The 25,454-nt window shown below is 74.6% G+C and carries 20 protein-coding genes; 7 read left to right on the top strand and 13 right to left on the bottom strand.

Annotated features, from left to right (window positions below):
• Positions 1-20: 20 nt before the first annotated feature.
• Entirely contained in the window at positions 21-839 is an 819-nt protein-coding gene (locus Q2K16_RS01765; RefSeq protein ID WP_302743197.1) for an SDR family NAD(P)-dependent oxidoreductase, read from the bottom strand.
• 145 nt (positions 840-984) lie between these two features.
• On the opposite strand from Q2K16_RS01765, the gene Q2K16_RS01760 reads away from it, so the two are divergent.
• Both Q2K16_RS01760 and Q2K16_RS01755 read left to right on the top strand, forming a co-directional pair.
• Entirely contained in the window at positions 985-1,854 is an 870-nt protein-coding gene (locus Q2K16_RS01760; RefSeq protein ID WP_302743196.1) for a hypothetical protein, read from the top strand.
• 13 nt (positions 1,855-1,867) lie between these two features.
• Positions 1,868-4,309, top strand: coding sequence for an ATP-binding protein (locus tag Q2K16_RS01755; protein WP_302743195.1), 2,442 nt, complete (start codon positions 1,868-1,870; stop codon positions 4,307-4,309).
• Here Q2K16_RS01755 and Q2K16_RS01750 read toward each other — a convergent pair.
• The 4 genes from Q2K16_RS01750 to Q2K16_RS01735 form a co-directional block, all read right to left on the bottom strand.
• Positions 4,195-4,932, bottom strand: a complete 738-nt coding sequence (locus Q2K16_RS01750) for a hypothetical protein (RefSeq protein ID WP_302743194.1) — start codon at positions 4,930-4,932, stop codon at positions 4,195-4,197. The genes Q2K16_RS01755 and Q2K16_RS01750 overlap by 115 nt on opposite strands.
• A 45-nt stretch (positions 4,933-4,977) precedes the next feature.
• A complete protein-coding gene (locus Q2K16_RS01745; RefSeq protein ID WP_302743193.1) occupies positions 4,978-5,820 on the bottom strand; it encodes an AfsR/SARP family transcriptional regulator in 843 nt (280 codons plus the stop codon).
• Between the two features lie 399 nt (positions 5,821-6,219).
• On the bottom strand, positions 6,220-7,542 hold the full coding sequence (locus tag Q2K16_RS01740; RefSeq protein ID WP_302743192.1) for an FAD-dependent oxidoreductase: 1,323 nt from the start codon (positions 7,540-7,542) through the stop codon (positions 6,220-6,222).
• Positions 7,542-8,120, bottom strand: coding sequence for a 4'-phosphopantetheinyl transferase family protein (locus Q2K16_RS01735; RefSeq protein WP_302743191.1), 579 nt, complete (start codon positions 8,118-8,120; stop codon positions 7,542-7,544). The genes Q2K16_RS01740 and Q2K16_RS01735 overlap by 1 nt, the downstream gene beginning before the upstream one ends.
• Before the next feature lie 220 nt (positions 8,121-8,340).
• Here Q2K16_RS01735 and Q2K16_RS01730 point away from each other — a divergent pair, with 220 nt between their 5' ends.
• Complete coding sequence (locus Q2K16_RS01730; RefSeq protein ID WP_302743190.1) at positions 8,341-9,360, top strand: methyltransferase; 1,020 nt, start codon at positions 8,341-8,343, stop codon at positions 9,358-9,360.
• Positions 9,361-9,384: 24 nt separating this feature from the next.
• On the opposite strand, the gene Q2K16_RS01725 is transcribed toward Q2K16_RS01730, so the two are convergent.
• From Q2K16_RS01725 to Q2K16_RS01710, 4 genes are read right to left on the bottom strand one after another with little or no spacing between them, the layout of a single operon-like run.
• On the bottom strand, positions 9,385-10,314 hold the full coding sequence (locus tag Q2K16_RS01725) for an acyl-CoA thioesterase (RefSeq protein ID WP_302743189.1): 930 nt from the start codon (positions 10,312-10,314) through the stop codon (positions 9,385-9,387).
• Positions 10,311-11,564: a glycosyltransferase gene (locus tag Q2K16_RS01720; RefSeq protein ID WP_302743188.1), complete on the bottom strand. Its 1,254-nt coding sequence runs from the start codon at positions 11,562-11,564 to the stop codon at positions 10,311-10,313. The genes Q2K16_RS01725 and Q2K16_RS01720 overlap by 4 nt, the downstream gene beginning before the upstream one ends.
• A complete protein-coding gene (locus tag Q2K16_RS01715; RefSeq protein ID WP_302743187.1) occupies positions 11,527-12,456 on the bottom strand; it encodes an SDR family oxidoreductase in 930 nt (309 codons plus the stop codon). The genes Q2K16_RS01720 and Q2K16_RS01715 overlap by 38 nt, the downstream gene beginning before the upstream one ends.
• Positions 12,453-13,487, bottom strand: coding sequence for a ketoacyl-ACP synthase III family protein (locus Q2K16_RS01710; protein WP_302743186.1), 1,035 nt, complete (start codon positions 13,485-13,487; stop codon positions 12,453-12,455). Before Q2K16_RS01710 ends, Q2K16_RS01715 begins: the two co-directional genes overlap by 4 nt.
• A 327-nt stretch (positions 13,488-13,814) precedes the next feature.
• Here Q2K16_RS01710 and Q2K16_RS01705 point away from each other — a divergent pair, with 327 nt between their 5' ends.
• Positions 13,815-14,093, top strand: coding sequence for a phosphopantetheine-binding protein (locus Q2K16_RS01705; RefSeq protein WP_302743185.1), 279 nt, complete (start codon positions 13,815-13,817; stop codon positions 14,091-14,093).
• A gap of 185 nt (positions 14,094-14,278) precedes the next feature.
• On the opposite strand, the gene Q2K16_RS01700 is transcribed toward Q2K16_RS01705, so the two are convergent.
• Positions 14,279-20,839 carry a type I polyketide synthase gene (locus Q2K16_RS01700; RefSeq protein ID WP_302743184.1) on the bottom strand — a complete coding sequence of 2,187 codons (6,561 nt, stop codon included), beginning with the start codon at positions 20,837-20,839 and terminating at the stop codon, positions 14,279-14,281.
• Positions 20,840-21,095: 256 nt separating this feature from the next.
• Between Q2K16_RS01700 and Q2K16_RS01695 the strand changes: the two genes are divergently transcribed.
• The 3 genes from Q2K16_RS01695 to Q2K16_RS01685 all read left to right on the top strand — a co-directional run bounded on the left by Q2K16_RS01695 (position 21,096) and on the right by Q2K16_RS01685 (position 23,630).
• Complete coding sequence (locus Q2K16_RS01695; RefSeq protein WP_302743183.1) at positions 21,096-21,917, top strand: glycosyltransferase domain-containing protein; 822 nt, start codon at positions 21,096-21,098, stop codon at positions 21,915-21,917.
• Positions 21,914-22,612 (top strand): class I SAM-dependent methyltransferase, encoded by a 699-nt coding sequence (locus tag Q2K16_RS01690; protein ID WP_302743182.1) that lies wholly within the window; start codon positions 21,914-21,916, stop codon positions 22,610-22,612. Before Q2K16_RS01695 ends, Q2K16_RS01690 begins: the two co-directional genes overlap by 4 nt.
• A gap of 64 nt (positions 22,613-22,676) precedes the next feature.
• Entirely contained in the window at positions 22,677-23,630 is a 954-nt protein-coding gene (locus Q2K16_RS01685; RefSeq protein ID WP_302743181.1) for a hypothetical protein, read from the top strand.
• A 120-nt stretch (positions 23,631-23,750) separates the two neighbouring features.
• Here Q2K16_RS01685 and Q2K16_RS01680 read toward each other — a convergent pair whose 3' ends face one another.
• The 3 genes from Q2K16_RS01680 to Q2K16_RS01670 all read right to left on the bottom strand — a co-directional run bounded on the left by Q2K16_RS01680 (position 23,751) and on the right by Q2K16_RS01670 (position 25,442).
• On the bottom strand, positions 23,751-24,011 hold the full coding sequence (locus tag Q2K16_RS01680) for a hypothetical protein (protein ID WP_302743180.1): 261 nt from the start codon (positions 24,009-24,011) through the stop codon (positions 23,751-23,753).
• A gap of 139 nt (positions 24,012-24,150) precedes the next feature.
• Positions 24,151-24,561, bottom strand: a complete 411-nt coding sequence (locus Q2K16_RS01675; RefSeq protein WP_302743179.1) for a hypothetical protein — start codon at positions 24,559-24,561, stop codon at positions 24,151-24,153.
• A gap of 206 nt (positions 24,562-24,767) precedes the next feature.
• Positions 24,768-25,442 (bottom strand): hypothetical protein, encoded by a 675-nt coding sequence (locus Q2K16_RS01670; protein WP_302743178.1) that lies wholly within the window; start codon positions 25,440-25,442, stop codon positions 24,768-24,770.
• Positions 25,443-25,454 lie beyond the last annotated feature (12 nt).

Raw genomic sequence — 25,454 nt, 5'->3', positions numbered from 1 at the left:
GCCGGGCCGGGGTCGGGCGGTCACCCGCCGACCGGTGCGACGCCACCGCCGGGGGTTCGGCCCGGTGGGGCGTCGGGCAGGACGACGCCGGTGAGCTGCGCGCAGTAGGCCAGCAGTTCCTCCCCGAGTGGGGCGAGCCGCGACGGCGACGGCCGCCAGTCGCGCGCGCTGACGTACCGCCCGCTGACCAGGACGTCGGGGTCGGTGCCCACGGCGAGGCGCACCTGGGCGCGGGCGGCGTCGTCGGGGCTGGTCGGGGCGGCGGCACCGCCCATCCGGGTGCGTACCCAGCCGGGGTCGAGCGCGTTGCTCAGCGTGGCGGGCCAGCGGCGGGCGACGGCCACGGCGAGTGCCAGGTCCAGCAGCTTCGAGGTGGCGTACGCCTCGACGCCGTTGAAGGGGCGGGTGTCGTACCGCAGGTCACCCAGGTCGGCGACCCCGTCGGCGGCCATCGCCGAGGACACGAACACCAGCCGGCCGGGCGGCGGCAGCAATGCCGTCAGCAGGTACGGCGCGAGCACGTTGACCTGGAACGTGGACTCCAGCCCGTCGCCGGTCAGCTCCCGTTCGGCGGCGTCGAGGCGGGCGATCCCGGCGTTGTGGACGATCGCGTCGTACCGGCCGAACGCGGCGAGCGACCTGGCGAGCGCCGTGGTCTGCGCGAGCGAGGCCAGGTCACCGACCACCACCCCGGCCGCGTCCGGGACCGCCGCCTTGGCCACCGCCGCCCGTTCCTCGTCGCGGGCGTGCAGCACGACGCGGTGCCCGGCGGCGACGAGTCGCGCCGCGGTACGCCGGCCGATGCCGTCCACCGATCCGGTGACCACCATGGTGCCCATGCCGTTCCCTCCGTCCTGGTGCGACCGCACCCCGGGCAGGTCGCTGCCCCGACCGATGGGACCCGGCGTCGCTTGGCGACGGCTAAACGTGGCCGCCGCCGATCGCGCCAGGTGGGGACCAAGTGGTGGTTGCTGTGCTGGGGGCATGAAGAGAATCCTCGCCATCGGTCTGGCGCTCACCCTCAGCGCCGGGCTGACCGTGGCCGCGGCCGGCACCGCGCTCGCCCGCCCCAACTGCGACGTGCCCGACCCGCCGTCGGCCTGCGACGACAGCCCGACCGAGCCGACTCCCCCGCCGGTGGGCAGCGACAAGTACCCGATGGGTTGGCTGGAGTCGTGGGAGTACGTCGGCGGGGCGGTCCGGGTCAGCGGCTGGGCCAGCGACCCCAACGGCGGCCCGGTGCAGGTGACGGTGCAGACCGACGTACCACCGGCGGTGACCCGCCCGGCGAACCTGTGGCACGTCGAGCGGGGCGGTTTCGTCGGCTTCTCGTTCACCGTGCCGAGTTCGGCGCTGGCCGGGGTGCACCGGTTCTGCGTCACCGCCAACAACGTGCCCGACGGCAGCCAGCCGGTGCCGGAGGTCGTCCCGCTGTCGTGTCCGCAGTACCAGATCAGCCCGGCGGCGCCGAGCGGGCTGACGCTGTCCACCGGCTACCAGGAGGGCAGGCGGACGTTGGACGTCACCTTCACCGACAACTCGGTGCGGGAGGACAACTACCGGATCGATCTGAGCTGGTTGCAGACCACGCCGGACGACACCCCGACCGATCCGGGGCTGCCGACCACCCCGCCGGGAGGGCCCTCGCTGCCGATCCCGCAACCCACCTGGGGTGCGCCGATCCCCACCACCGAGGTCGGCGTCGCGCGGGCGGTCATCTACGGCACCCCGGACACCGGGCGGCGTACCTGGCACTTCACCCACATGCCGCAGGCCTTCGTGCACGTGGTGGTGGTGTCGAACGAGGCCGGCCTGACCTCCGCCGCGCTCAGCGGAGGCATCTCCACCCGCTGAGCGGGGTCCGGGCGTGACGACGATCGGTGTGCTCGGCCCGGTGCGGGCGGTCCGCGACGGCACGCCTGTCGACCTCGGTGCGCCCCGGCAACGCGCGGTGCTGGCCCGGCTCGTCGCCGCCGGCGGCCACGTCGTGTCGGTGGACCGGCTCGTCGACGACCTGTGGGCGGGTGACCCGCCGCCCCGGGCCCAGGCCGCCCTCCAGGTGTACGTGTCGAACCTGCGGCGCGTCCTGGAACCGCACCGTCTCGCGCGGACCCCCGCCCGGGTCCTGGTCACCGCCGCTCCCGGGTACGCCCTGCGGCTGCCGACCGCGCACGTGGACGCCTGGCGGTTCGAGGCGGCGCTGCGGTCCGCGACGCCGGACGCCGCACCCGGTCCCGTCGCGGCGCTCACCGTCCTCGACGCGGCGCTCGCCTGCTGGGGTGCGGGCGGCCCGTACGCCGAGTTCGGTGGGGAGCCGTGGGCGGACCGGGAGGGTGAGCGGCTGACCCAGCTCCGGTCGACCGCCGTCGAGCAGCGCGCCGGGCTCCTGCTCGAACTCGACCGGCCGCACGAGGTGGTGCGCGACCTCGACCCGCACGTCCGCGAGCACCCGCTGCGGGAACGGGCCGCGATGCTGCTCGCGGTCGCCCTGTACCGCCTCGGTCGGCAGGCCGACGCGTTGGACGTGCTGCGTGCCGTCCGCACGACGCTGGCCGAGCAGTTGGGCATCGACCCCAGCCGGGCCCTGCGGACCCTGGAGACGGACCTGCTGCGGCAGAGCCCCCGGCTGGAGCCGGCCGTCCCCGGGCCGCCGGTGCACCCCGCCCCGGGTCCGCCGCCGGTGGCAGCCGTTCCCGGCCCGCCACCGGCGGCGGCCGGGCCGCCCGCCGCACCGGACCCGCGCCAGGTGGTGGGGCGTACGGCGGAAGTGGCCCGGCTGCGGGCGGCGGCCGACCGGGCCGCCCGGTCGGGGCTCGGCGTCTGCTGGCTCGGCGCGGAGGCCGGGGCGGGCAAGTCGACGCTGGTGCGGCAGATCGCCGGGACCCTCGCCGACGCCGGGTGGCGGACGGCCGTCGGCACCTGCCCGCCGGTGGAGGGTGCTCCCCCGGCGTGGGCGTGGCGCGAGGTGGTCGCCACCACCAGGCGGTTCCTGCCGCCCGAGGAGACGGAGAACCGGGGCCTGCGCCCGCTGCTGGACCCGGACGGGCCGGACGACGCCCGGGGCGGGCACGACGAGTTCCACCTCCGTCGGGCGTTGGCCGCGCACCTGTCCCGGCTGACCGGGCACGGCCCGCTGCTGCTGGTGGTCGAGGACGTGCACCACGCCGACGGGGCGACCCTGCGTGTCCTGCGGCATCTCGCCGCCGCGCTCACCGGCGCGCCGGTGCTGGTCGTGGTGACGTACCGGCCGGACGAGGTGACCGACGACGTGGTGGCGGCGCGGGCGGCGCTGGCCGGCGTGCCGGCGGTCGAGGTCACGCTCGGTGGTCTCGACGCGGAGGCCGTCACCGCGGTGCTGCGCCGGCACGGCGTGCACGACGCCGGGGTGCTGCGCACGGTCCGGGAACGCTCGGCGGGCAATCCGCTGTTCGCCATCGGGTTGGCCGGGCTGGTCGCGGCGGAGGGGCCGGCGGCGGCGCTCGACGGTGTGCCCGCCGGCGTGCGGCACCTGCTGACCCGCCGGCTGGCGCGGCTGCCGGCGGGCGCGCGGACGGTGCTGCGACAGGCCGCGGTCTGCGGCGTGGAGGTCGACGTCGATCTGCTGCTCGCGGTCGACGGCGGCCCGGAGGAACCGGTCCTCGCCGGCCTGGAGGCCGGCGTGACGGCCGGCCTGCTCGTCGAGCCCGCACCGGGACGGGTGCGGTTCGCCCACGCCCTGATGCGTGACGTGCTCTACCACGGCCTTCCGCTGCTGCGCCGTACCCGGCTGCACGCCCGCGTCCTCGCCGTGCTCCGCGAGCAGCGCTGCGACGACGTGGCGATGCTGGGACGGCACGCACTGGCGGCCCTCACCCCGTCCACCGCCGCCGATGCCGTCGTCCACCTCACCGCCGCCGCCCGCCGCGCCGGGTCACTCGGCGCGGCGGAGGAGGCCGCCGCGTTCTGGGCGGGCGCGTTGCGCGCCGCCGACCTGGCCCCGGCCGTTCCCGCCCGGACCCGGCTCGACCTGCACCGTGAGCTGGCCGCCGCGAGGGCCCTCGCCGGGGAGGTGCCCGCCGCCCGCGCCGACGCGGCACGGCGGGACACCGACTCCGGTGGCCCGGCCGCCGCCCGGACCGCGCCGACCTGTCCCGACGCCCCGGTCGGCCGGATCAGCCGGGCGGGGCGTCGGGTCGACGAGCGGCCGGTCCGGCGTCAGCCGACCACCGCCACCCCCGACTGCGACTCCCCGAATTCCCAGCCCGCCAGCAGCTTGCGCCGGCCGGCGAGGGCCGAGGTGCCGGTCGGCCACTCGGTCGCGCCCAGGTAACAGGCACCCGCGGCCCGCGACCAGAACGGCTCCAGGCAGTGCAGGCCCAGGTGGTCCCGCAGCTGCGGCGGCTCGACCTGCGCCAGCGCCGCCGCCCACTCCTGCTCGACCCGCCGGCGGTCATCCGGCCCGATCGGGAGCAGTTCCGGCAGCCGGTGGGTGAACGTCGCCATCCGCATGGCGTCGTGGGCGGTGCCGTCGGTGGCCAGGCGCAGCAGCGCCGAGAGCCGGTAGTTCCACCGGTGCGCCGACTCCGCCGTCAGGTCGAGGCCGTGCCTGTCGATCAGCACGCCCAGGTCGACGCCGCGCACGAGCAGGTCGGCGTCGGCCGCCCGCACGTCGGCGAGGAACGCCGCCGGCAGCACGTCGTCGGCCCACTCGACCGCGAACAACGAGTTCGCCAGGTCGAACTCCCAGCCGAGGGCGGCGTGGTCGTCGTCGAGGTAGCAGGCGTCGACGTCGGGCAACGTGACCGGAGCCGACGAGGCGAGGGCGTCGGGGGTGAGCCAGCCCGCCGGGAGCAGGAACTCGTCGAGGGTGTCCCCGCCGAAGTAGGCGTCGTGCGGGCCGGTGGGGAGATCGGACCGTCCGAGCAGGGCGGCGAAGGCAAGCGTCAGATCCACCCCGGCAGTCTGCCCCGGGGATACGACACCGCCGGGTGGGGGCGGCTACCGGGTCCGGGGCCGCTGGAGGGCGAGGTGGTCGAGCAGTTGGGTCAGTCCGTCGTCCCGGGGCGCCACCTCCAGCGCCGGGTCGTCCGCGAGGACCGCCTGTTGGAGCAGGTGCAGCCGCTTCGACGGCTCCAGCCCCAGTTCCTCCACCATGGAGGTGCGCAGCCGGTGGAAGACCGCCAGGGCCTCGCGTCGCTGTCCGCTGCGGTGCAACGCGACCATCAGCTGCGCGCACAGGTTCTCGTTGAGCCCGTGCTCGGCGATGAGCAGGGTCAGTTCGGCCAGCACGTCCTGGTGGTGGCCGAGTCGCATGCGTGCCTCGATGCACTGTTCGACGGTGGTGAGCCGGGTCTGCTCCAGCGCCTTGAGCCGGGGCTCGGCCACGGTGCCGGCGCGCACGTCGGCGAGCGCCGGGCCGCGCCAGAGCGCGCAGGCGCGCACCAGCAGTGCCGCCGCGTCGACGTTCTCGCCGGCCGCCAGGGCGCGTCGACCGGCCGAGGCGAGCTTGTCGAACAGGCGCAGGTCGAACTCGTCGGGGCCGACCCGGAGCACGTAGCCGCCGGGGACGGTGACCAGCACCCGCTTGGCCACCTCGGAGACCGGGACGTCGAGCAGGCCGGCGAAACACTTGCGGATCTGGAGCACGTACGTCTGGAGCGTGGTCAGCGCGCTGACCGGCGGGGACGCGCCCCACAGATCCTGGATCAGCGCGGAGACCGGCACGGTCTGGTCCGCGTTGAGCAGCAGCAGGCCCAGCACGCTGCGGGGCTTCGGGGCGGTCGGTGTGGCGGTGTGACCGGCGTGGGCGAGCACGAGCGGTCCCAGGATCTGGATTTCCATGGCCTCTCCCCCAGAGAACGAGCTGCCTTCGTCTCGACGTGCCGCTGCGGGGACCGGACGACAGCGGGAACCGCACCCATCTCCATAGACAGGAGTCAGTTTCAGGCGGCATTCGAGTCTTTTCGCGTCGCAGTGGTACGACGTTCGACTGAGAGGCTAGCCGGTTTCTGGACGACCGTCTTCGATTGTTCGAGCAATTTTCGAGGACCGATGGGTACACCGAGGTCAGGCCGCTCGGCGGGGCGAAAAAACAGCCCCCGGTGGCGGCCCGGACCGGGTGCCGGCCGTAGTACCGTCGCCGGCCATCCGGCCACACATCGACATCATTGATGGCCTTCATTAAAAAATGGGATGTGTCGCCAAGAAGGGTCCCGACCACCGCGCTTCGGGCGGGCAGGTTCAGGGCCGGCGCAGCGCCGCCACCCCGACCCGCCACAGGATGTCCGGACGACGCAGCCGGGCGGGGCCGGCCGTCAGGTTGACGACCTCCAGGAAGGCCCGGTGCACCACCTCGTCGGTCACGGTCGCGTGCTGGACGGCCTCGGCCAGGCCACGGCGCAGCCGCCAGCCGAACGGTCGGGCGACCGTCACGTGTGGCAGGTAGCAGTCCTGCGCGGCGGAGAAGTCCCAGGCGTCGTCCACCACCGCCCGGACCCGCCGGAAGTACCCGTACGCCGGCCGGTCCACCGCGCCGGGCTCGGCGAGCCACTCGGCGAGCGCGACCGCCTGCACGGCCGCCACCGAGATGCCCTGGCCGTAGGTCGGGTTGAACGAGGCGACCGCGTCGCCGATCGCCACCAGGCCGGCCGGGAACCGGTCCAGCCGGTCGAAGTCGCGGCGGACGCTGTCCGGGAAGCGGTGCACGTACACCTCGCTGGCCGGCTCGCACGCGTCCGGCAGCATCCGCAGCGGGGTGGCCGGATCCGACCGGCAGCGCTCCAGGAACCCGCCCAGGTCGCGGCCCGGCCGCCGGTCGCCGTAGCCACTGACCAGCGTCAGCCAGCGGCCACCCTCGACGGGGGTCATCGAGCTCGGGCCGGTGCGCGCCCGGCTCGGCGTGTAGACCGAGTACACCGCCACGTGCCCGGCCAGCCGCTGGCCGGGTTCCCGGTGGAACAGGCAGGTGGCGTAGCCGAGGTCGAGGGCCATCCGGCGCTTGTCGGGCGCGGGGTAGCCGAGCCGGCCGAGCCAGTCGGCCAGCCGGCTGGACCGCCCGGTGGCGTCCACCACCAGGTCCGCCCCGTGCCGCTGGGCGTCGGTGCAGCCCGGGTGGCGGACCAGCGCGCCGTCCACCCGGCCGGCGGTGGCGGTGAGCCCGACGGCGGTCCCTGCGACCAGGGCCACGTTGGGCAGCGCGAGGACCCGCCGGCGGAGGTGCCATTCCAGGAACGGCCGGGACACGCTGACCACGCTGCCGCCGCGTACCGGCACCTTGGCCCGGCCGTTGAGGAACCACTGCGCACCACCGGGACCGCTGGTGACCAGTTGTCCGCCCTCGCGCACCATCTGCCGCACGACGCCGGGCAGCAGCCTGTCGATGACGGTCCGGCCCCGGCCGAGCAGGGTGTGCGCCTGGCTGCCGTGCGGCGCGCCACGGCGGATCACCGGCGCGTCCACCAGTTCGTCGGGCTCGACGATCCACACCTGGTCGGCGTGGTCGGCCAGGACCCGGGCGGCGACCATGCCGGCGACGCTGCCGCCGAGGACCAGAGCGGTCCGCATCAGCGACCGACGGCCGGCCATGGGCGGCCGGGCCACGCGCGGGCGACCGCCAGCACGTGCCCGGCCAACTCCCGGTGGGTCACCAGGACGCCTGGGGCGTCGACGGCGGGCCGCCACGCCGGCGGTTCCGGCGGCGCGGTGCGCCACCGCAGCAGCCGGCCGCCGCGCAGCCCGGTGCCGTACAGCTTGGCGACCGCCTCCTTGCCGGTCCACAGCGCCAGGAAGTCGACGCCGAGCCGCTCCACCGGCCGCCCACGCAGCCAGTCGGTGTCCTCGGGGGCGAACCACCGCCGGCTCAGCGCCACCGCGGGCAACGGGCGCAGCGCCTCCACGTCGACGCCGACCGGCCCGTGTCGGGACACCGCCACCGCGACCAGGCCGCGGGTGTGGCTGACGCTGGTGTGCCAGCCGGTGGCGACGCCACGCAGCACCGGCGCGCCCGTCGCCGTGTGCGCCACCGTGACCGCGGCCGGCGGGGCGTCGGCCATCGCCGCGGCCGTCTCGACGAGCAGCGCGCGGGCCGTCGTCCGCCCGTCGTCCACCGTGCGGCGCAGCCGCACCACCAGGTCAGCCGGCACGGCCGGACGCCGCGACGACCGTACGCCCCGGGTGCCCGGCGGACCGCCCGACCGCGGTGACGGCACCCATTCGACCCCCACGGCTTCCCATTGACGACAATTGTCAGCGCACCCTGGTTAATGCGAGGATGACCGGGCCGAAAATGACCATACCGAGGCGCCTGCGGGCCCGGCCCGCACTTCTCTGGACATTCACTAGAGTCTCAGTGGAGGGCCATCCGTGGCGCGTGACGACGACTACTTCCGCAAGCGGCTGCTGAACGTGCTCTGTGCCACCTGGACGGCGCAGGCGTGTTCGGTGTTCGCCCTGCTCGGCCTGGCCGACCGGATCGCCGCGGGCACCACCGGGGGTGCCGAACTGGCGGCCGCCGCCGGGGTGGACCCGGTGGCGCTGCGCCGGTTGCTCGCCGCGCTCGCCGACGCCGGCGTCCTGCGCCAGACCGGTCCCGACGACTTCGTCCTGTCCGGCATGGGGGAATACCTGCGCACCGACGTCCCCGGTTCGGTCCGCGACACGGCGGTCCTGTACGGCCAGGAGGTCTTCGCCTCGTTCGCCGGCCTGCTCGACACCGTACGCACCGGCCGGCCGGCCTTCACCGACCGCTTCGGCGAGTCCTTCTACCAGTACCTGGGCGGGCATCCGGAGCTGGCGGCGACGTTCAACGGGGCCATGTCCACCGCCCCGGAGCCACCGCCGCCTCCCGCCCGGCTGTTCGACGACGCCCGTACGGTGGTGGATCTCGGCGGCGGCGACGGCGGTCTGCTCGCCGATCTCCTGCGGGCCCGTCCGGAGTTGCGCGGGGTCCTCGTCGAGCTGCCCGAGGCCGCCGCCCGGGGACGCGCCCGGCTCGCCGCCGCCGGGGTCCTGGACCGGGTCGAGATCGTCGTGGGCAGCTTCTTCGACCGGGTGCCCGCCGGCGGTGACCGGTACGTGCTGCGGCGGGTCCTGCACAACTGGAACGACGGGAACGTCGCCCGGGTGCTGTCCCGGGTGCGGGCGGCGATGCCGGCCGGGGCGCGACTGCTGGTGCTGGAGGAGTTGCTGCCGGCACAGCCGCAGCGGGCCGGTGCCGGCGCGGGCACCTGGGGGGCGCCCCGCAACCGGATCGTGGATCTGCTGATGCTGGTCCTGATGGAGGGCCGGGACCGTACCGCCGCGGAGTACGGCCGGCTCCTCACCGACGCCGGCTTCGCCGTCGCGGGCGTCACCGACGGAGCGATCGAGGCGGTTCCCGTCTGAGGGTCGATCCGTCCGTCTCCCGGCTCAGCGGGCGGACCGGGTCAGCAGCAGACCCTCCTGGGCGACCGTGGCCACCAGGTCACCGTCACGCGCGTACAGCCGGCCGGTCGCCAGGCCACGACCGGCGGACGCCCACGGGCTGTCGCAGTCGTACAGCAGCCACTCGTCGGCCCGGCAGGGTCGGTGGAACCACACCGTGTGGTCGATGCTGACACCGACGTCACCCGGGCCCCACTCGGTCGCGTGCCCGGCCACCATCGCGCTGAGCAGCAGGGGCAGATCCGAGACGAGCACCAGCGCGCCGGCGTGCAGCGACACGTCGTCGGGCAGCCTCCCGGCCACCCGTACCCAGGCCCGGCGGTGTGCCTCGCCCGCCCGCTCCCGGTCCGTCTGCGCCCCGGGCGGCGGGCCGAGGTACCTGACGTCGAACGCGAAGAGCATGTCCTGCACGGCGGCCAACCGGGCGGGCGCGTCGGCGAGCAGCCGGGCCAGGGTCGGCACCTCGTCCGGTGGCGGAACCCGGGGCGCGGGGCGCTCGTGCGCCGGCCCGGCGCAGGGATCGTGGAACGAGGCGGTCAGGAAGAAGATCGGGGTGTCGCGCTGGAGGGCGACCACCCGGCGGGTGGACATGGACGGGCCGTCGCGCAGGGTCTCGACCAGGTAGGTAACGGGCCTGCGGCTGTCGCCCGGCCGGGTGAAGTAGGCGTGCAGCGAGTGCACCGGCCGCCCGGAGCGTACGGTGTGCGCGGCGGCGGTCAGCGCCTGTGCGGCGATGAGCCCCCCGTACCGCCGGGTGGTTCCCCGTGCCGTGCCGCGACCGGAGAACACCCCCGCGACGGGAACCAGCCGGTCCGTGGTGACCGTCGCGGGTTCGACAGTCGCCAGGTCGAGCAGTTCGACGACCTCCTCGACGGCTGCCCGGCCACGGTCGGGGGCGGACGCCGGACCGCTCATGCGGCGAGATACCTGTCGACCTCGTCGGCGGCGACGAGCGTGCCGTGGGGTTCCGCGCGCATCCGCTCGCCGAGCTGTGCCGCGCGCCGCCGCAGCGGACCGGTGGTCAGGCGGGACATGCCGGAGAGCAACACGTCCTCGGACAGGTCGGTGAACCGCACGTGCACACCGGCACCGAGCCGTTCCAGCTGGCGGCCCCAGAACGGCTGGTCGGCGTAGGAGGAGCAGACCATCGTGGGGATGCCGGCGCGCACGCCGGCGGCGGTGATGCTGGCGCTGCCGTGGTGCACCACCATGGCGCAGTGCGGCAGCACCAGGTCGTAGTCCACGTAGGGCACCACGCGCAGCTCCGGCGACGTGGACGGCGCGACCCCGGACAGGCCCCAGCCGGTGGCCACCAGGGCACGCACCCCCAGCGACCGGCAGGCCCGCCCGATCCCCGCCATCATCGCCGCCGGGTCCGCCACGTGCGTGCTGCCGAACGTCAGCAGTGCCGGCGGTTCGCCCGCCGAAAGCCACCGCGCCAGCTCGGGATCGAGGGTGGACATGCCGGCGCGGTCCAGGTCGGCCGGGGTCAACCGGAGGTCACCGACGATCGGACGGTAGGCGTCCCAGGTCAGGCCCGGCACCAGGGTGGGGCTGTAGCCCTGCAGTTCCAGCGGTCGCCTCAGGTGCCTCGGGGGCATCGGGGGGAGCCCGAGCTGGCGGCGGAAGTCGAGCATCAGGTCCCGCCGGTACCGCCAGGCCCGTCGGGTGTAGTGCAGGTAGGTCGCCCGGTTCGCCGCGGCGGTCGGCAGCGGGTCGAGGGCCACCAGCGGATGCGGCACCACGTCGTTCGGCCGCGACGGGGTGAGGTCGTACGCGACGAGCGGGACGTCGTACGCCTCGGCCAGGGCCGCGGCCCACTGCTCGCTGACCACGGCGCAGACGATGGCCTCACTGCCGGCGGTGATCTCGATCGCCTCGTCGCCGAACCGGCGGCCGTAGTCCCGGTACGCCTCGATCGTGATCTGGAGGAAGGAGTCGAGGGTGCTCTTGGTGACCCATTCCCGGCCCCGCTCGGTCTGCATCATCGACTGCTGGTTCCACCCGACGGGCACCACGTCGAGCCCCAACTGCCGGGGCAGGTCGACCAGGTTCATCGACGCCCCGACGCGTACCTCGTGGCCATGGCGGGCCAGCTCGGCGGCGAGCGCCGTCAGCGGATGGACGTCACCGCGGCTGCCGAGCGCCAGGACGGTGATGCGCATCGTCGCTCCCCTCCGGTCCTCGGTGCGGCGTCGCCGTCGTCGACCCGTCGCCCGTGCTCAGGTCGGTGGAGAACGCGAGCTGCCGCTGGTCCTCCAGGTCCGCCAGCCGCGCGGTCAGGCCGCGCCGGATCGTGGCGTACGCGTCGCTGCCGAGCGCGAGCCGCAGCGGGGCGGTCGGCCCGGTGGCGACGTCGGCGACGGCGACGGCCATCTTCGCCAGGTCGCCACGGCAGGCCAGCCGGCCGTCCTGCGCCCGGCGACGCAGGATCGCCGCCGGGGTGCCCACGTAGGCGGGCGACGCGCTGGTCAGTTCCTTGCTGGGTCCGAAGAACCCGGTGCTCACGGTGCCGGGCTCGACGATCGTCACGCCTATGCCGAAGCCCTTCACCTCGGCGGCCAGTGACTCGAAGAAGCCCTCCACGCCCCATTTGGTGGCGCAGTAGACGGCCGTGCCGGGCGACCCCCGTTGCCCGGCCATGCTCGAAATCTGGATGATCCGCCCGCCGCCCTGCGCCCGCAGGTACGGCAGCACCGCCTGGGCCAGGTGGATGGGCCCGGTCAGGTTCGTCCGGATCTGCCTGTCGATCTGCTCGCCGCTGGCCTCCTCGGCGGCGCCGACCAGCGCGTACCCGGCGTTGCTGACCACCACGTCGAGGCGGCCGAGCGCGTGGGCGGCGTCGTCGACCACCTGCCTGATGCGTTCCGGGTCGGTGACGTCCAGCCGCGCCGTCCACAGTGTCCCGGCCACGGGGGGCCGCAGGTCCGCCAGGGCGCGCGGATCGCGGGCGGTGGCCGCCACCGTCTCGCCCCGGGCGAGCAGTTCGGTCACCAGCGCCCGGCCGAGCCCGGCCGAGCTGCCGGTGACGAGCCAGGTACGCGGGGACGCTCTCATGCCCCGGCCCACTCCGGGACGTCCAGGATCTCCAGGACCGCGCAGGACAGGGTGGCCGGCGCGCCCCCGTACAGCAGCAGGTGGTCACCGGCGGCGAGCTGCCCGGTGACCAGCAGGTGGTTGAGGGAGAGCAACTGGTCGCTCGCGCCGGTGTGTCCGACGCCGCGTCCGAACTGCCAGGTGGTGCGCTCCATCGTGATGCCCAGCGGCTCCACCAGATCGTGCTGCACCATGTACGCCGCCGCGTTTCCGCAGATGATTCGGGTCATGTCGGCCAGCTTGCGGTCCGCCTCGTCGAGCGTGCGGTCGATCAGGTCGAGCCGGGCCCGGTTCCTCAGTTCGGCGGCGTCGGTCAACGACATCACGTTGTTGCGGAAGTACTCGGCACGTTCGCGCATGTCGATCGTGCGGCCCTGGCCCGCCGCCGGTGGGTACAGCGGTTCACCACCCCGGTACAGCGGTTCCACCCCGGGCACCGCGACGCTGCCCACCGCGCGCAGCCGGGCGAAGCCGTGGTCGCGGTCGAGCAGCAGCGCGCTGCCGGCGTCGCCCAGGATGAACCCGGGTGCCGAGTTCCACCTGTCGATCAGTGGTGAGCCGAGGTTCTCCGCCGTGGTCACCAGCACCGTCGCGTCCGCCGCCGCGCCGGCCAGGTGCCCGGCGGCGATCTCCAGCGCCGCGAACACGCCGTTGCAGCCCAACCGGACCTCGAACGCGGGGGCCGCCGTTCCGACGACCTCCCGTTGGATGTACGGGCCGGGCAGCCACATCTCCGGACCCTGGTGGTGGATGGAGGCGTGCAGCACCAGGCCGACTCCGGTCGGGTCGGCGGCGGCGCGTGCCAGCGCCTGGCGGGCCGCGTGCACGGCCATCTCCGGCGGTGAGACGTCCCCGGCGACGCAGACGCCCGTCAGCCGGTTCTCCAGGTAGGCGGCCGGGCTGTAGTCGCCGCGCCGGGCGGCCTGGCCGGCGTCGGTCACGGGTGGTTGGAAGACACCCAGCCCGGTCAGGTGAACGTTGGTGATCTTCAACCGTGTCTCCCGGGTCGGCCGGCCATGGCGCCACGTCCGCCTTTCGCAAGGACTGTAGTGGCCCCGTCCGGGGAGGCGGTGCACCCGACCTCGACGGCTGACTGAGAACTGCTCGAATTCCGCCGTCGCTCCGCCTTCAGCACCCGTGGAGGCCATGTCCGGCGCATTGACCGGCGCAAGTGTCCGTTGATAATTTCGGCCCACTCATTTCGGAAATATGTCGTCGACCGACGTGATGACGCCGCGGTCGTCGGTGACAGCAGATGACGTCATCGAGCGACGCCGACCCCGCCGCCCCGCGCCATCCGAGAGGAAGGTAGCCCCACCATGTCAGCCGACGAGGTCCTGGCGTTCACCCTGCAGGCGCTGCGCGAGATGAACTTCTACACCGACGACACCGGCCCCGACTCGATGCTCGGACCGTCCGGTGTGGATCTCGACTCGCTCGCCGTGTCCGAACTCGCGCTGCGGGTCGAGGACCAGTTCGGCGTGACGTTCGACGACGACGACATCGAGACGCTCGCCATCATGACGCTTGGCGAGTTCGCCGCGGAGGTGGCCCGGCGGGCGGAGCTGATCCCGCAGGCCGACGCGGCCCGCAGCTGACGGCGCGTCACCCGACCGGCGACGCCCGACGGACGACCCGGTGGCGGTGACCGGCGGGCCCGGTCACCGCCACCACCCGTGCCGGGACCCGACCGCGTCGTCGACGGGACCGGCCCGACCGGCACCGGGGGCCGGTCGACGGCCGCGCGGGGCGATCCGCCGCACCGCCCACCGGCCCGGTCCGGTCAGCGGCGGCCGGCCCCGCCCAGTTGGCTGAACACCTCGCCGGCCAGCTCGGCGACGCTGTGGCCGCCGAGCATCTTCGCGATCGGCAGCAGCATGCCCAGGTCACGCTGGACCCGGGTGCGGACCTCCACGGCCATCAGCGAGTCCAGGCCCTGCCGCTTGAGCGGACGCCTGGTGTGCACCTGCGCCGGCGGCATGCCCAGCACCTCCGCGAGGACCCGGGCCAGGTAGCGCTCCACCGCGTCCCGGTCGGTCAGCGTGCCGGCCACGCCCTGCCCCGTCTCCCCCGTCCCCACCGGCCCGGGGCGGGTCTGCACGGGGACACCGGCGGGTGGGCCGTCGGTGACCGTGGTGGCGGCGTCCGTGGGTCGCACCGGGGGCGGGGAGAGCGGCGGCGACCAGGCCACGACGGGTGCCGGCGCGGCGGACGCGCCGACGGCGGTGGGACCGGCGACGGCGCTGGGATCGGCGACGGCGCTGGGATCGGCGACGGCGCTGGGATCGGCGACGGCGCTGGGATCGGCGACGGCGGGCGGGCCTCCTCCCACGGCGGCGGGGTCGGCGAGCAGGTCACGCAGCAGTGGCGAGGTCGCCGCGTCGGGGTGCGCGTCCGCCCACCGCCGCCAGTCCGCCGGCAGCACCACGCCGTGGGTGGCGTCGCGGGCCAGCAGCAGGCGCAGCGCCTCGATGCCCTCCCGGGGGCTGAACGTGTCCATTCCGGCCGGGTTGATCGCCCGGCCGTGCTCCCGACCGACCCGCGCGGGCATGCCGACCGACCAGAAGCCCCAGTTCACGCTGAGCGCGGTCTGCCCGGCGAGCCGGCGCTGGTCGGCCAGCGAGTCCAGGGCCGCGTTCGCGGCCGCGTACGCGCCGAGCATCGGGGAGCTGAGCACCGCCGAGCCGGAGGAGAACAGCACGAAGAAGTCCAGCGGCTGCTCGGCGAAGAGCCGGTGCAGCACGGCCGCGCCGGTGACCTTCGGGCGCAGGACCGCCGACAGGGTCCGGTCGTCCAGCTCGGACAGGGCGCGGTACTCGATGACCCCGGCCGCGTGCACCACGCCCCGGATCGCCACGCCGTCGGTCCCGAGCCGCCCGACGACCGCCCGCATCGCGTCCTCGTCGGCCACGTCGACCGCCTCGTACGCCACCCGCACCCCGTGCCGCCGCAGCTCCGCCAGCCAGTCCGCGCCGCCGGTCCCGGACAGCGGGGTACGCCCGGTGAGCACGATGTGCCGGGCCCCCTCGCGGACCAGCCAGTCGGTGACCACCCGGCCGAGGTCGCCGAGCCCACCGGTCACCAGGTAGCCGGCGGTCGGGTCGATCCGGACCGGCCGGTGCGGGACCGGTGGTGTGGCGGGCTGCGGCGCGGTCAGCTCCCCGACGGACACCAGCACCTTGCCGACGTGCCGGGCCTGGGCCATGTGCCGGAACGCGCCGACCAGGTCGGTCGCGGGGAAGACGCGGTACGGCAGCGGTTCCAGCAGACCGGCCTGCACCAGGGCCAGGGCCTCCTGGAGGATCGCGCCGAGCCGGCGCGGTTCGTTGAGGCCGAGGTCCACCACGTCGACCACGAAGAACGAGGCCCCGCGCGCCAGCAGCCGCAGGTCCAGCCGGGTGCCCTCGACCAGGTCACGCCGGCTCAGCTCGACGTAGCGGCCCCGGTCGGCCAGCAGCTCGACGCTGCGCAGCAGGCCCTCCCCCGCCTGCGTGTTGAGGACCACGTCGACGCCCTCGCCCCGGGTGGCGTCCCGGATCTCGTCGGCGAACCCGGTGCCGCGCGAGTCGGACACGTGCGCGACGCCCATCATCCGCAGCAGCGCGCGCTTGTCCGGGCTGCCCGCGGTGGCGTACACCTCGGCACCGCGCCAGCGGGCCACCTGCACCGCGGCCAGCCCCACCCCGCCGGTGGCGTGGTGGATCAGCACCCGTTCGCCGGGCCGCACCTGGGCCAGGTGGACCAGCGAGTGGTACGCGGTGACCAGGGCCACCGGCACGGTGGCGGCCTCCTGCGGGGTGAGCCGGGCCGGCCGCCGGTGCACCAGGTGCGCGTCGACGCAGAGGTGGCCGGCGGCGGGTTCGCGCAGCGAGAGCGCCACCACCTCGTCGCCGGGCCGCAGTCCGGCCACGCCCGGCCCGACCCGGGTGACCGTGCCGGCGCACTCGCCGATCACGGTCGCGGGCCGGTCGGACAGGCGCGGATACAGGTCCATGGCGATCAGCACGTCGCGGTAGTTCAGGGCGAGGTGGTCGGCGCGGACCTCCACCTCGCCCGGCCCCGGCGGCCGGCGCGGAACCGGCACCAGGCGCACCCCGTCGAGCAGGCCGGGCGAGGTGACCTGGATCTGGTGGGTGACGTCGGCGTCGTCCGGCCGGGCGGTGGGCGCGGGCAGCAGGCGTGCGGCGTACCACTGGCCGTCGCGCAGCGCCACCTGGTCCTCCGGCCCGACGCCTGCCAACTCCCGACCCAGCTCGGCGGCGAGGTCGGCGGGTGGGGCCGCCGGATCCAGGTCGACGAGGGCACAGCCCAGTTCCCGGTGCTCGTGGGCGATGACCCGGCCCAGGCCCCAGAGCGCGCCCTGCCACATCGACACGGTCCGGTCGGCGTCGCGCACCCGGTGCGCGCCCCGGGTCACCAGCGACAGCCGGGGCGGCTCGGGCAGGCCGGCGTCGGCGAGCGCCCGCAGCAGCCGCAGGACGCTGCCGCAGCCGAGGCGTTCGGCGTCCCCGGCCGCCCGCTGTGCCGGCACGGAGCCGTCGGGCGGCTGCGCGTCCAGCGTCCAGAGGTGCACCACCTCGGTCGGCGCGAGGCCGTCGAACCCGGCCCGGACGTCGGCGAGCAGCCGCCGGTACTGCGCCGGCGCCGTCGGGTCGATCTCGTACCGGTCGGCCGCCAGCCGTTGGTACCCGCTGCCCGCGAACACCCGGACGTCGGCGGGCAGCGCGGCACCGACACCGGACCGGTCGGCGAAGACCAGGCGGCGGCCGGCCGGCCGGTGCGCGTCGGGCAGCGCCGGCAACGGCCGCCACCGCAGCTCGTGGAACCACCCGTCGGGGTCGCGCACCGAGTCCGGGGGTTGCAGGTACTGCAGACGCAGGCCCGCGATCTCGACGATCACCCGGCCGTCGGCGTCGGACACCACGAGGTCGCCACAGACCGAGTCGGACCGCCAGGCGGTGACCGCGACGGCGTGCGCCCAGCCGGGGACGCCCGGGTCGGGGTGGATCGTCACGGCGTCGATGCCGCCCAGGACGAACGCCGACGACCGGTCCCCGGCCGGGATCAGCGACGCGAGGACCTGCCCGCACGCGTCCAGCAGCGCCGGGTGGCAGGTGTACCCGGCCGGGTCGACCCCGGCGGGCACCTGAATGCGGCCCAGGGCCTGACCGTCGCCCGTCCAGAGTTCCGCGACGCCCTGGAACGCGCCCTGCCACTCGTTGCCCCGGGCGGCGAAACGGCGGTAGAAGTCGACCCCGGTCAGGTGGTCGGGGCAGGCGGCGCGCGTCGCCTCCACCGGCAGCCGGCGCTGTCCGGGCGGCGGGGTGCGGGTGACCGTCGCGGTGGCGTGTGTCGTCTCCGCCCCGGTCACCGCCACGTCCCAGGTGTCGGGCCCGCGCGGGGTGAACGTCGTGGTCAGCGCGGGCGGCGGCTGGTCCGGGCGCAGGAACAGCGCGTCGAGGTAGCGGATGTCGCGTAGCACGGGCGTCCGGCCGCCGCAGATCCCGGCGGCGGCGGTGTGCAGCAGCTCGACGTACGCGGTGCCCGGCACGACCACGGTGCCCTGCACCCGGTGGTCGAGCAGGTACGGCTCGCGGGCCGGGTCGACGACCCGGTCCACGCGGTGCGGGGCCGGTTGTCCGGCCGGGGTCGGGGCGAGCCAGTACCGCTGACGTTGCCACGGGTAGGACGGGAGCCGCACGTAGCGGGGCGGGGGCGCGCCGAACACCCGGTGCCAGTCGACCGGGCAGCCGGCGCGGTGCAGGGCCGCGACGGTGTCGAGCAGGTTGGCCCGTTCCGGCTCGTCGCGACGCAGGCAGCCGACGGCGGCACCGTCGGTCCCGGTCGCCGCCAGGGTCTCCTGGATGGCCGGCAGCAGGATGGGGTGCGGGCTGACCTCGACGAACACCGTGTCGCCCGGCCCGGCGAGGTGTGCCACCGCGGCGCCGAACCGTACCGGTTCGCGCAGGTTGCGGATCCAGTAGGCGGCGTCCCATCCGGAACCGTCGCAGCGGGCGTCGTCCACGGTGGAGTGCAGCGGGACCTGCCCCGCGCGGGGGGCGAGGTCGGCGAGGCCGGCCAGCAGGTCGTCGCGGAGCTGGTCCATCTGCGGGCTGTGCGAGGCGACGTCGACCCGGACCTGCCGGCAGAACACGCCGCGTTCGTCGAGGCCCGCGACGATGGTGGCCAGCGCCTGCGGGTCGCCGGAGAGGACCGTCGAGGTGGGGCTGTTGCTGACCGCCACGGAGACGAGGTGCTCGTGGCCGGCCAGGGCGGCCTGCGCGTCGGCGGCGGACAGCTCCACCGAGTACATGACGCCCTGCCCGGCGACGGTGCGCAGCAGCCGGCTGCGCCGGCAGATGACCGCGCCGGCGTCGGCGAGGCTGAGCGCGCCCGCCGCGCCCGCCGCCGCCACCTCACCCATGCTGTGCCCGACCACGTGGTCGGGCTCGATGCCCCAGTCGCGCAGCACCGCGCAGAGCGCGGTCTGCATCGCCCACAGGGTCGGCTGGACGGTGTCGATGGACGCCGGGGCGTCCGTCTCCCCGGTCAGCCGGGCCAGCAGCGACCAGCCGACCTCGGCGCGGATCACCTCGTCGCAGCGGGTGAGCGTGTCGCGGAAGACCGGTGAGCGGGCCAGCAGTTCGCGGCCCATGCCGTCCCACTGCGAGCCCTGTCCGGGGAAGACGAAGACGACAGTGGGCCGGTCGCCGTCCACCGGTGCGGACGCGGTGACGCCCAGCCTGGGGCGGGACTCACCGGCGGCGTACGCCCGTAGCCGCTCGACCAGGTCGTCGGGCGACGTGCCGACCGCGGTCAGCCGGTTCTCGTGGTGGTCGCGGCGGGTGGCCGCGCTGAAGCACACGTCGCGCAGCGGCACGTCCCGGCCGTCGCCGCCCGGTCCGAGGAACCGCGCGTACTCGGTGGCGAGGGCGGTGAGCGCCTCCCGGCCGGGGGCGGAGAGCATCAGGAGCTGCGCGTCCCCGTCGGGCTCGGCGGGTGCGGGGGTCGGTGCGGGCCGGGGGTACTCGCCGAGCACCACGTGCGCGTTGGTCCCGGAGATGCCGAACGAGCTGACCCCGACCAGGCCCGGCCGGTCGGTCTGCGGCCAGGGGGTGCGCTCCCGTACCAGCCGTAGCCGCAGCCCCGCCCAGTCGACCGCGCCGGTCAGGTCGGCGGCGTGCAGGCTCGGTGGGATCTCCCGGTGCTGGAGCGCGAGCACCGCCTTGATGACGCCGGCCAGCCCGGCGGCGGCCTCGGTGTGGCCGATGTTCGTCTTGACCGAGCCGACCAGGCAGTGCCCGTCCCGGCCCGCGCCGGCCACCGCGCCGAGGGCGGCCAACTCCACCGGGTCACCGGCCGGGGTCCCGGTGCCGTGCGCCTCGACGTAGTCCACCAGCGCGGCGGGCACGCCCGCGTCGGCGTACGCCGCGCGCAGCGTCTCCTCCTGGCCGGGCTGGGAGGGGGTGAGCAGGTAGCCGCCGGACTGGCCGTCGTTGCCGACCGCGGACCCGTAGATCACCGCGTGGATGGCGTCGCCGTCGGCCTCGGCCCGGTGAAGCGGTTTGAGCACCAGCACCGCCACCCCCTCGCTGCGGACGAAACCGTCGCCGTGGGCGCTGCCGAACTTGCACCGCCCGTTGGCGGCGAGCATCCGGGCCGCCGAGAACGGGATGGTCTCCTCGGGGGCGACCACCAGGTTCACCCCGCCGGCCAGCGCCAGTTGGGTCTCCCCGTTGCGCACGCTCTGGTAGGCCAGGTGCAGCGCCGCCAGGCTGGAGGAGCAGGCGCAGTCCACCGCCATGCTGGGGCCGCGCAGGTCGAAGGCGAAGGACAGCCGGCCGGCCAGGAAGCTGCGCGCGCCGCCGGTGGCCGCGTGCAGATCCAGCACCGACGCGTCGCTGAGCAGTTGCCCGTACGCCGACGACATGCCGCCGACGTAGACGCCGGTACGGGTGGTGGACAGCCGGTCGCGGGTCAGTCCGGCGTCGGCCAGCGCCTCGGCCGCGGTCTCCAGCAGCAGCCGCTGCTGGGGGTCCATCCGTTCCGCCTCGCGGGGCGCGACCCCGAAGTAGCCGGCGTCGAACTGGTCGATCTGGTCGAGGAAGCCGCCCCGGCGGCTGACGATCCGGTTCGGGGTGCCCGGTCGCGGGTCGTGGTAGGCGTCGATGTCGTACCGGCTGGCCGGCACGTCGGTGATCGCGTCGCCGCCGTCGCCGAGCAGACGCCAGAACTGGGCCAACCCGTTGGCGCCGGGGAACCGGCAGCCGATGCCCACCACGGCGACCGGTGTCCCGCTCGGCGTCGCGGCCCGCGTGTGCGCCGACTCGTCCCGTCCGGTCATCCGCCCCGCCTCTCTCGGCGTCGTGTGCTGGCTGCGACCCGAGTCTTCCGGCCACCGCTTGGAAACGGCTTGAGAAAGCGCGGACGCCGGTGGGTAGACCCGCTCGCCTTCCGGTCGGGACGGGTGCCGTGGGTCGACAACGACGGTCGTGGATCGATAGTTTGGCAGCCGGTCCGTCCCGGCCCACAGGTCGGGCACCAGGGCGTATCCGGTGCGGTCCAACGGCACGAACCGCCAGCACGATTGGACGCCGACCATGAGGGTCATCACCATCGCCACCGACCTCGAACACCCCTTCCTGCGGCGGCTGCTGGAGCCGTCCTGCGCGGCGGTGGGGCTCGGGCTGGTCGTCCTGGAGGGCCGGCAGCGGGGGTTCCGGCCACGGGACAAGCGGGCGCTGCTGACCGACCACCTCGCCCGGCACGTCGCACCGGACGAGCTGGTCCTGTTCACCGACGCGTACGACACGCTCCTGCTGCGCGGGGAGGAGCACATCCGCACGGCGTACGCGGGCTTCACGCAGCGTGTCGTGTTCAGCGCCGAGCCGAACAGCTGGCCGATGGGCCCCGTCGGTCTCGCGTTGCACGAGGACCCGCCCGTCGGCCGGTACCCGTACCTCAACAGCGGCGGTTTCCTCGGGCCCGCCGGTGACATCCTCGCCCTGTGCGCGGCGTATCCGGACCCCCCGAGCGGGCGTTTCCCGCTGCTGAACCGGCTGCGGGCGCACCAGGTCGACACGGACCGGCTGCACGGCACGAGCGACCAGTACTACTGGACCCTCGTCCAGCTCCTCGAACCGGACACCGTCGGGCTCGACCACAATGCGGTCCTGTTCGAGAACTTCGCGCCGAGGGTGACCAACTTCTGCGAGCTGAACCGCTGGACGGACGACTTCCGCACCCACGGCAGGCAGTCGGCCAGCTACCGGCGGGAACGCTCCCGGCTCCTGTCGCGGCTGCGCCAGCCCAGCGGGGCGGCCCAGGTGCACTTCGCCTCCGCCCTGGCCAAGACGGTGGTCCTCGACCTGCTCGACGAGGGTCTGCTGCCCTCCTGGCTGGTGGGGATGGTGCCACGGTGACCGCGCGACCGGAGTACGAGCAGCGCCACCGTCCGTCGCTGCACCGCAACGAGCTCCAACGCAACGACCTGTTGGCGATGCAGGCGCTGGCCCCGCTGTCGCTGACGTACCTGCCGTGGAGCGCGAGCGCCATGCGCCCGAGCGGGGTCGTCGCGGTGCTCAACGAGATCATGGTGAACCGGCGGCGGTGTGTCGTCGAGCTGGGCGGCGGTGTCTCGACCTTCTATCTCGGCCGGCTGCTGCGGCGGCGCGGCGGGCATCTGTGGACAGTGGAGCACGACGGGCGCTGGGCGGAGCTGCTCGGCCAGGAACTGGCGGACGAGGGCCTGGCCGACGTGGTGACCGTGGTGCACGCCCCCCTGACGCCGGTGCCGGTGTCGTGGCCGGGCGAGGAGCCGACCTGGTACGCGCAGGAGCGGCTGCGGGAGATGACGGCGGGTCGGCCCGTCGACCTGCTCCTCGTCGACGGGCCGCCCGCCCACCGGGCCGGGTACGCGCACGCCCGGTATCCCGCCGGGCCCTTCTTCGCGCCGCTGCTCGCCGAGGACTTCGCCGTCGTGCTCGACGACATCGACCGGCAGGGTGAACAGGACATCATCCGGTGCTGGGAGGATGAGCTGGGGGTGACGTTCGAGCACCGCCTGACCAACGGCCGGATCGGCATCGGCCGCCCCGGCCCCGCGTTCACGGTGTGAGCCGGGGCCAACGCGTCGGCGACGGGACGGTTGCGGTCCGGTCGTGGGTGGCTAGCATCGTCGGGTGATCGAGGATCTGGTCAGGCAGGTGGCCGTCGACGGGGACGACGATGCGGTCGAGGAGTTGTCGCTGATCGCGGACGCCGATCCGGGGAGGCTGACGCCGTACCTCGGCACGCTTCTCGACCGGGACGTGCTGTGGCCCGGGAAGCTGTACCGGGCGGCGGACGCCGACGTGGTCCGTCGGGTCGTCGAACGGGTCGACGGCGGCGACGCGCCCGAGCGGCTCAACCAGTTGCTGGTCGTCCTGGCGCACGTCGCCCACCCGCTGGCCGGCAGTGCCCTGCGCCGCTGGTCGGTACAGCCTCCGGCCGGCGCGGACGCGCTGCACGTCGACATCCTGGACTACGCGCGTGAGGGTGGCTGGACGGTCGACCCGCAGGGGCGTCGGCGGGACCTGTGCGGTGACACCGCGTACGAGTGGATCATGCGCGAGGCGCCGGGGCGGCCGGACGGGACGCGCTGCCCGTGGTGCGCGTCGCCGCTGTGGACGGCTGCGGACCTCGATCCGGCGGAGCCCGCCGTCGGCGTCGCGCTGGCGCACACCGGCTGGTCCGGCCGCCTGGTGATCGAGACGTGTCACTTCTGTGCCTGCTACACGACGCTGAACAGCCGGGTCACGTCGAGCGGGGACACGGCCTGGTGGAGCGGGAACACCCGCCCGGACCATCTCGGCTCCACCGAGGCGGAGGACCCGCCCGCGGTGTTGCCGGTGCCCGGTGCGCTCCGGCAGAGCCCCTACCAGGCCAGCGCGTGGGAGCAGGGCGGCTCGACGCTGGGTGGCCGGCCCGACTGGATCCAGGATGCCGAGCACCCCGACTGCCCCGGTTGCCGGCAACCGATGGACTACGTCGGTCTGGTCGGCGGCGCGGACCTGGACGAGTACGGCGAGGGCGCCTACTACCTGCACCTGCACCGGCCGTGCGGGTTCGCCGCGGTGAACTACCAGCAGAGCTGACCGGCCCGGGTGCCACCGGGGCGGCCACCCGCGCCGGTGCTGCGCGCCGTGGTGACCGCCCGTTCGGCGGGTCGGAGGCGGTGGGCCTCCGGCGGGCGGGGGTCCCGCGCGCCGTCGGGCTCAGCGCGCGATCGCGGCCCGGAAGTACCAACCGTTGTACTGGCTGTCGGGCAGGGTGCGGTAGACGCAGTTGCTGGCGACCACGACCCAGGAGCTGGCGTCGATGCGGTACTGCTCGCACTCCTCGTACGTGGCGAAAGCGCCGTTCCAGTCGAACGGCACGGCGGCGGCCGGGGCCGGCTGGACGGTGAAACTGACGGCGGCCGCCGCGGTGGCGACCACCGCGAGTCGGGTGAGCCGGCGGCGCATCGGCTGGGGCATGGGCGGGTCCTTCCGCAGGTGTGACGGGGCTGTGACCGATCGTAAATCCACAGTGGCCGATCACTGATCCGCCGTTCGGGCAGCCCCTCGGGAGACCGGCGCGGGGCGGCCGGGCCGCCCCGCGCCCGTACGGGAGGTGTCAGTCGTTGACGCCGACGTGGAAGTTGAAGACCGCGCCGTTGCGGGTGAGGGTGAGGTTCCACTTCCCGCCGTTCTTCAGCACCGTGGGGTTGGAGGTCGGATACCGCTGGAGGAACCACTCCTCCAACCGCTGCGCCTCCGCGGCGGAGAGCACCCCGACCTGCCCGATCGCCGCCGCGTGGTGCGGCTCCTGGTTGCAGCCGGCGTTGAACCGGTAGCTGGAGTCGCGGTTCCACCGGCCGCTGCCGAGCATCGTGACCGTCACCGGGCCGGAGTGGTGGAACTCCAACTGCGGGACCGCGGGGTCGGCGACGACCACCCCGGGTGGCGTTTCCAGTGACGGGAACGGTACGGCCACCGTCTCGATGACGGCCTGCGATGCCCAGTCGAAGTCCACCTCGAACGCCATGCCATCCTCCTGCCGGGAGTGTCACGTCCGCCGGCCTGTCGTGACGGCACGTCGACGTGACCCATCATGGCCGCACATGGCGTCATCCGACGGGCACTGTCCGTGCCCGGACACTGCCGACCAACCGACAGCGCCGGGCCCGGAGCCGGACCCGGCGGCGACGCCGACCACCGCTGGTGGAGCGGTCGTCGCGCCACCGGCCGTCGTCAGCAGGCGGCGCGCTGGCCGGAGTAGTGGACGCCGATCCGACCGACCACGGTCAGGTCGGTCAGGGCGGTGCCGGCGGCGCGGCTGACGTAGCAGGAGTACCGGTGCTGGTTGATCACCTCAAGGTGGATGTGCGCGCCGCTGTCCCCGTTGACCTGGTAGCAGCTGGAGTACCGGAACCGGCCGGTCTCGCCGAGCTTGGTCCACGGGCCGACCGAGGCACCGACGACCACGCCACCGGGCTTGTTGTTCACGTGCATCACGTCCGCCCGGCCGACGACCCCGCCGGTCGTGGTGTCGCGGGCCTCCAGCCCGATCCGGTATCCACCGTCGGCGAGGTTGCCGGTCGCGCAGCCCGGACGGACGGTGACGACGGTGACCGCGACCGGATGCCCGGCTGCGGTCTTGGTGCCGAACGGGGAGACGACGGTGGCGCCCGGGTTGCGGTAGATGTCGACCGCCCAGTCGTTGGTGTAGCCCCAGTTGCCGAACACGATGTGGTGGCTGGCCGGGCCGGACTCGCCGAACCTGTTCCAGGTGGACGAGCCCTGGATCGGCGGGTAGACCGCGATCGGGTCGGCCGTCTCGTGCGCGGCGGCCGGGGTCGCCGGTACGGCGACGGCTCCCAGTACGAGCGTGAGTGCGCCGAGCGTACGGGCGATGCGGAACCTCATCGTGCCTCCGAA

The organism is Micromonospora cynarisoli (genome assembly GCF_030518815.1).
Lineage (GTDB): Bacteria > Actinomycetota > Actinomycetes > Mycobacteriales > Micromonosporaceae > Micromonospora > Micromonospora wenchangensis.
This window is presented reverse-complemented; position numbering and strand designations above follow the sequence as displayed.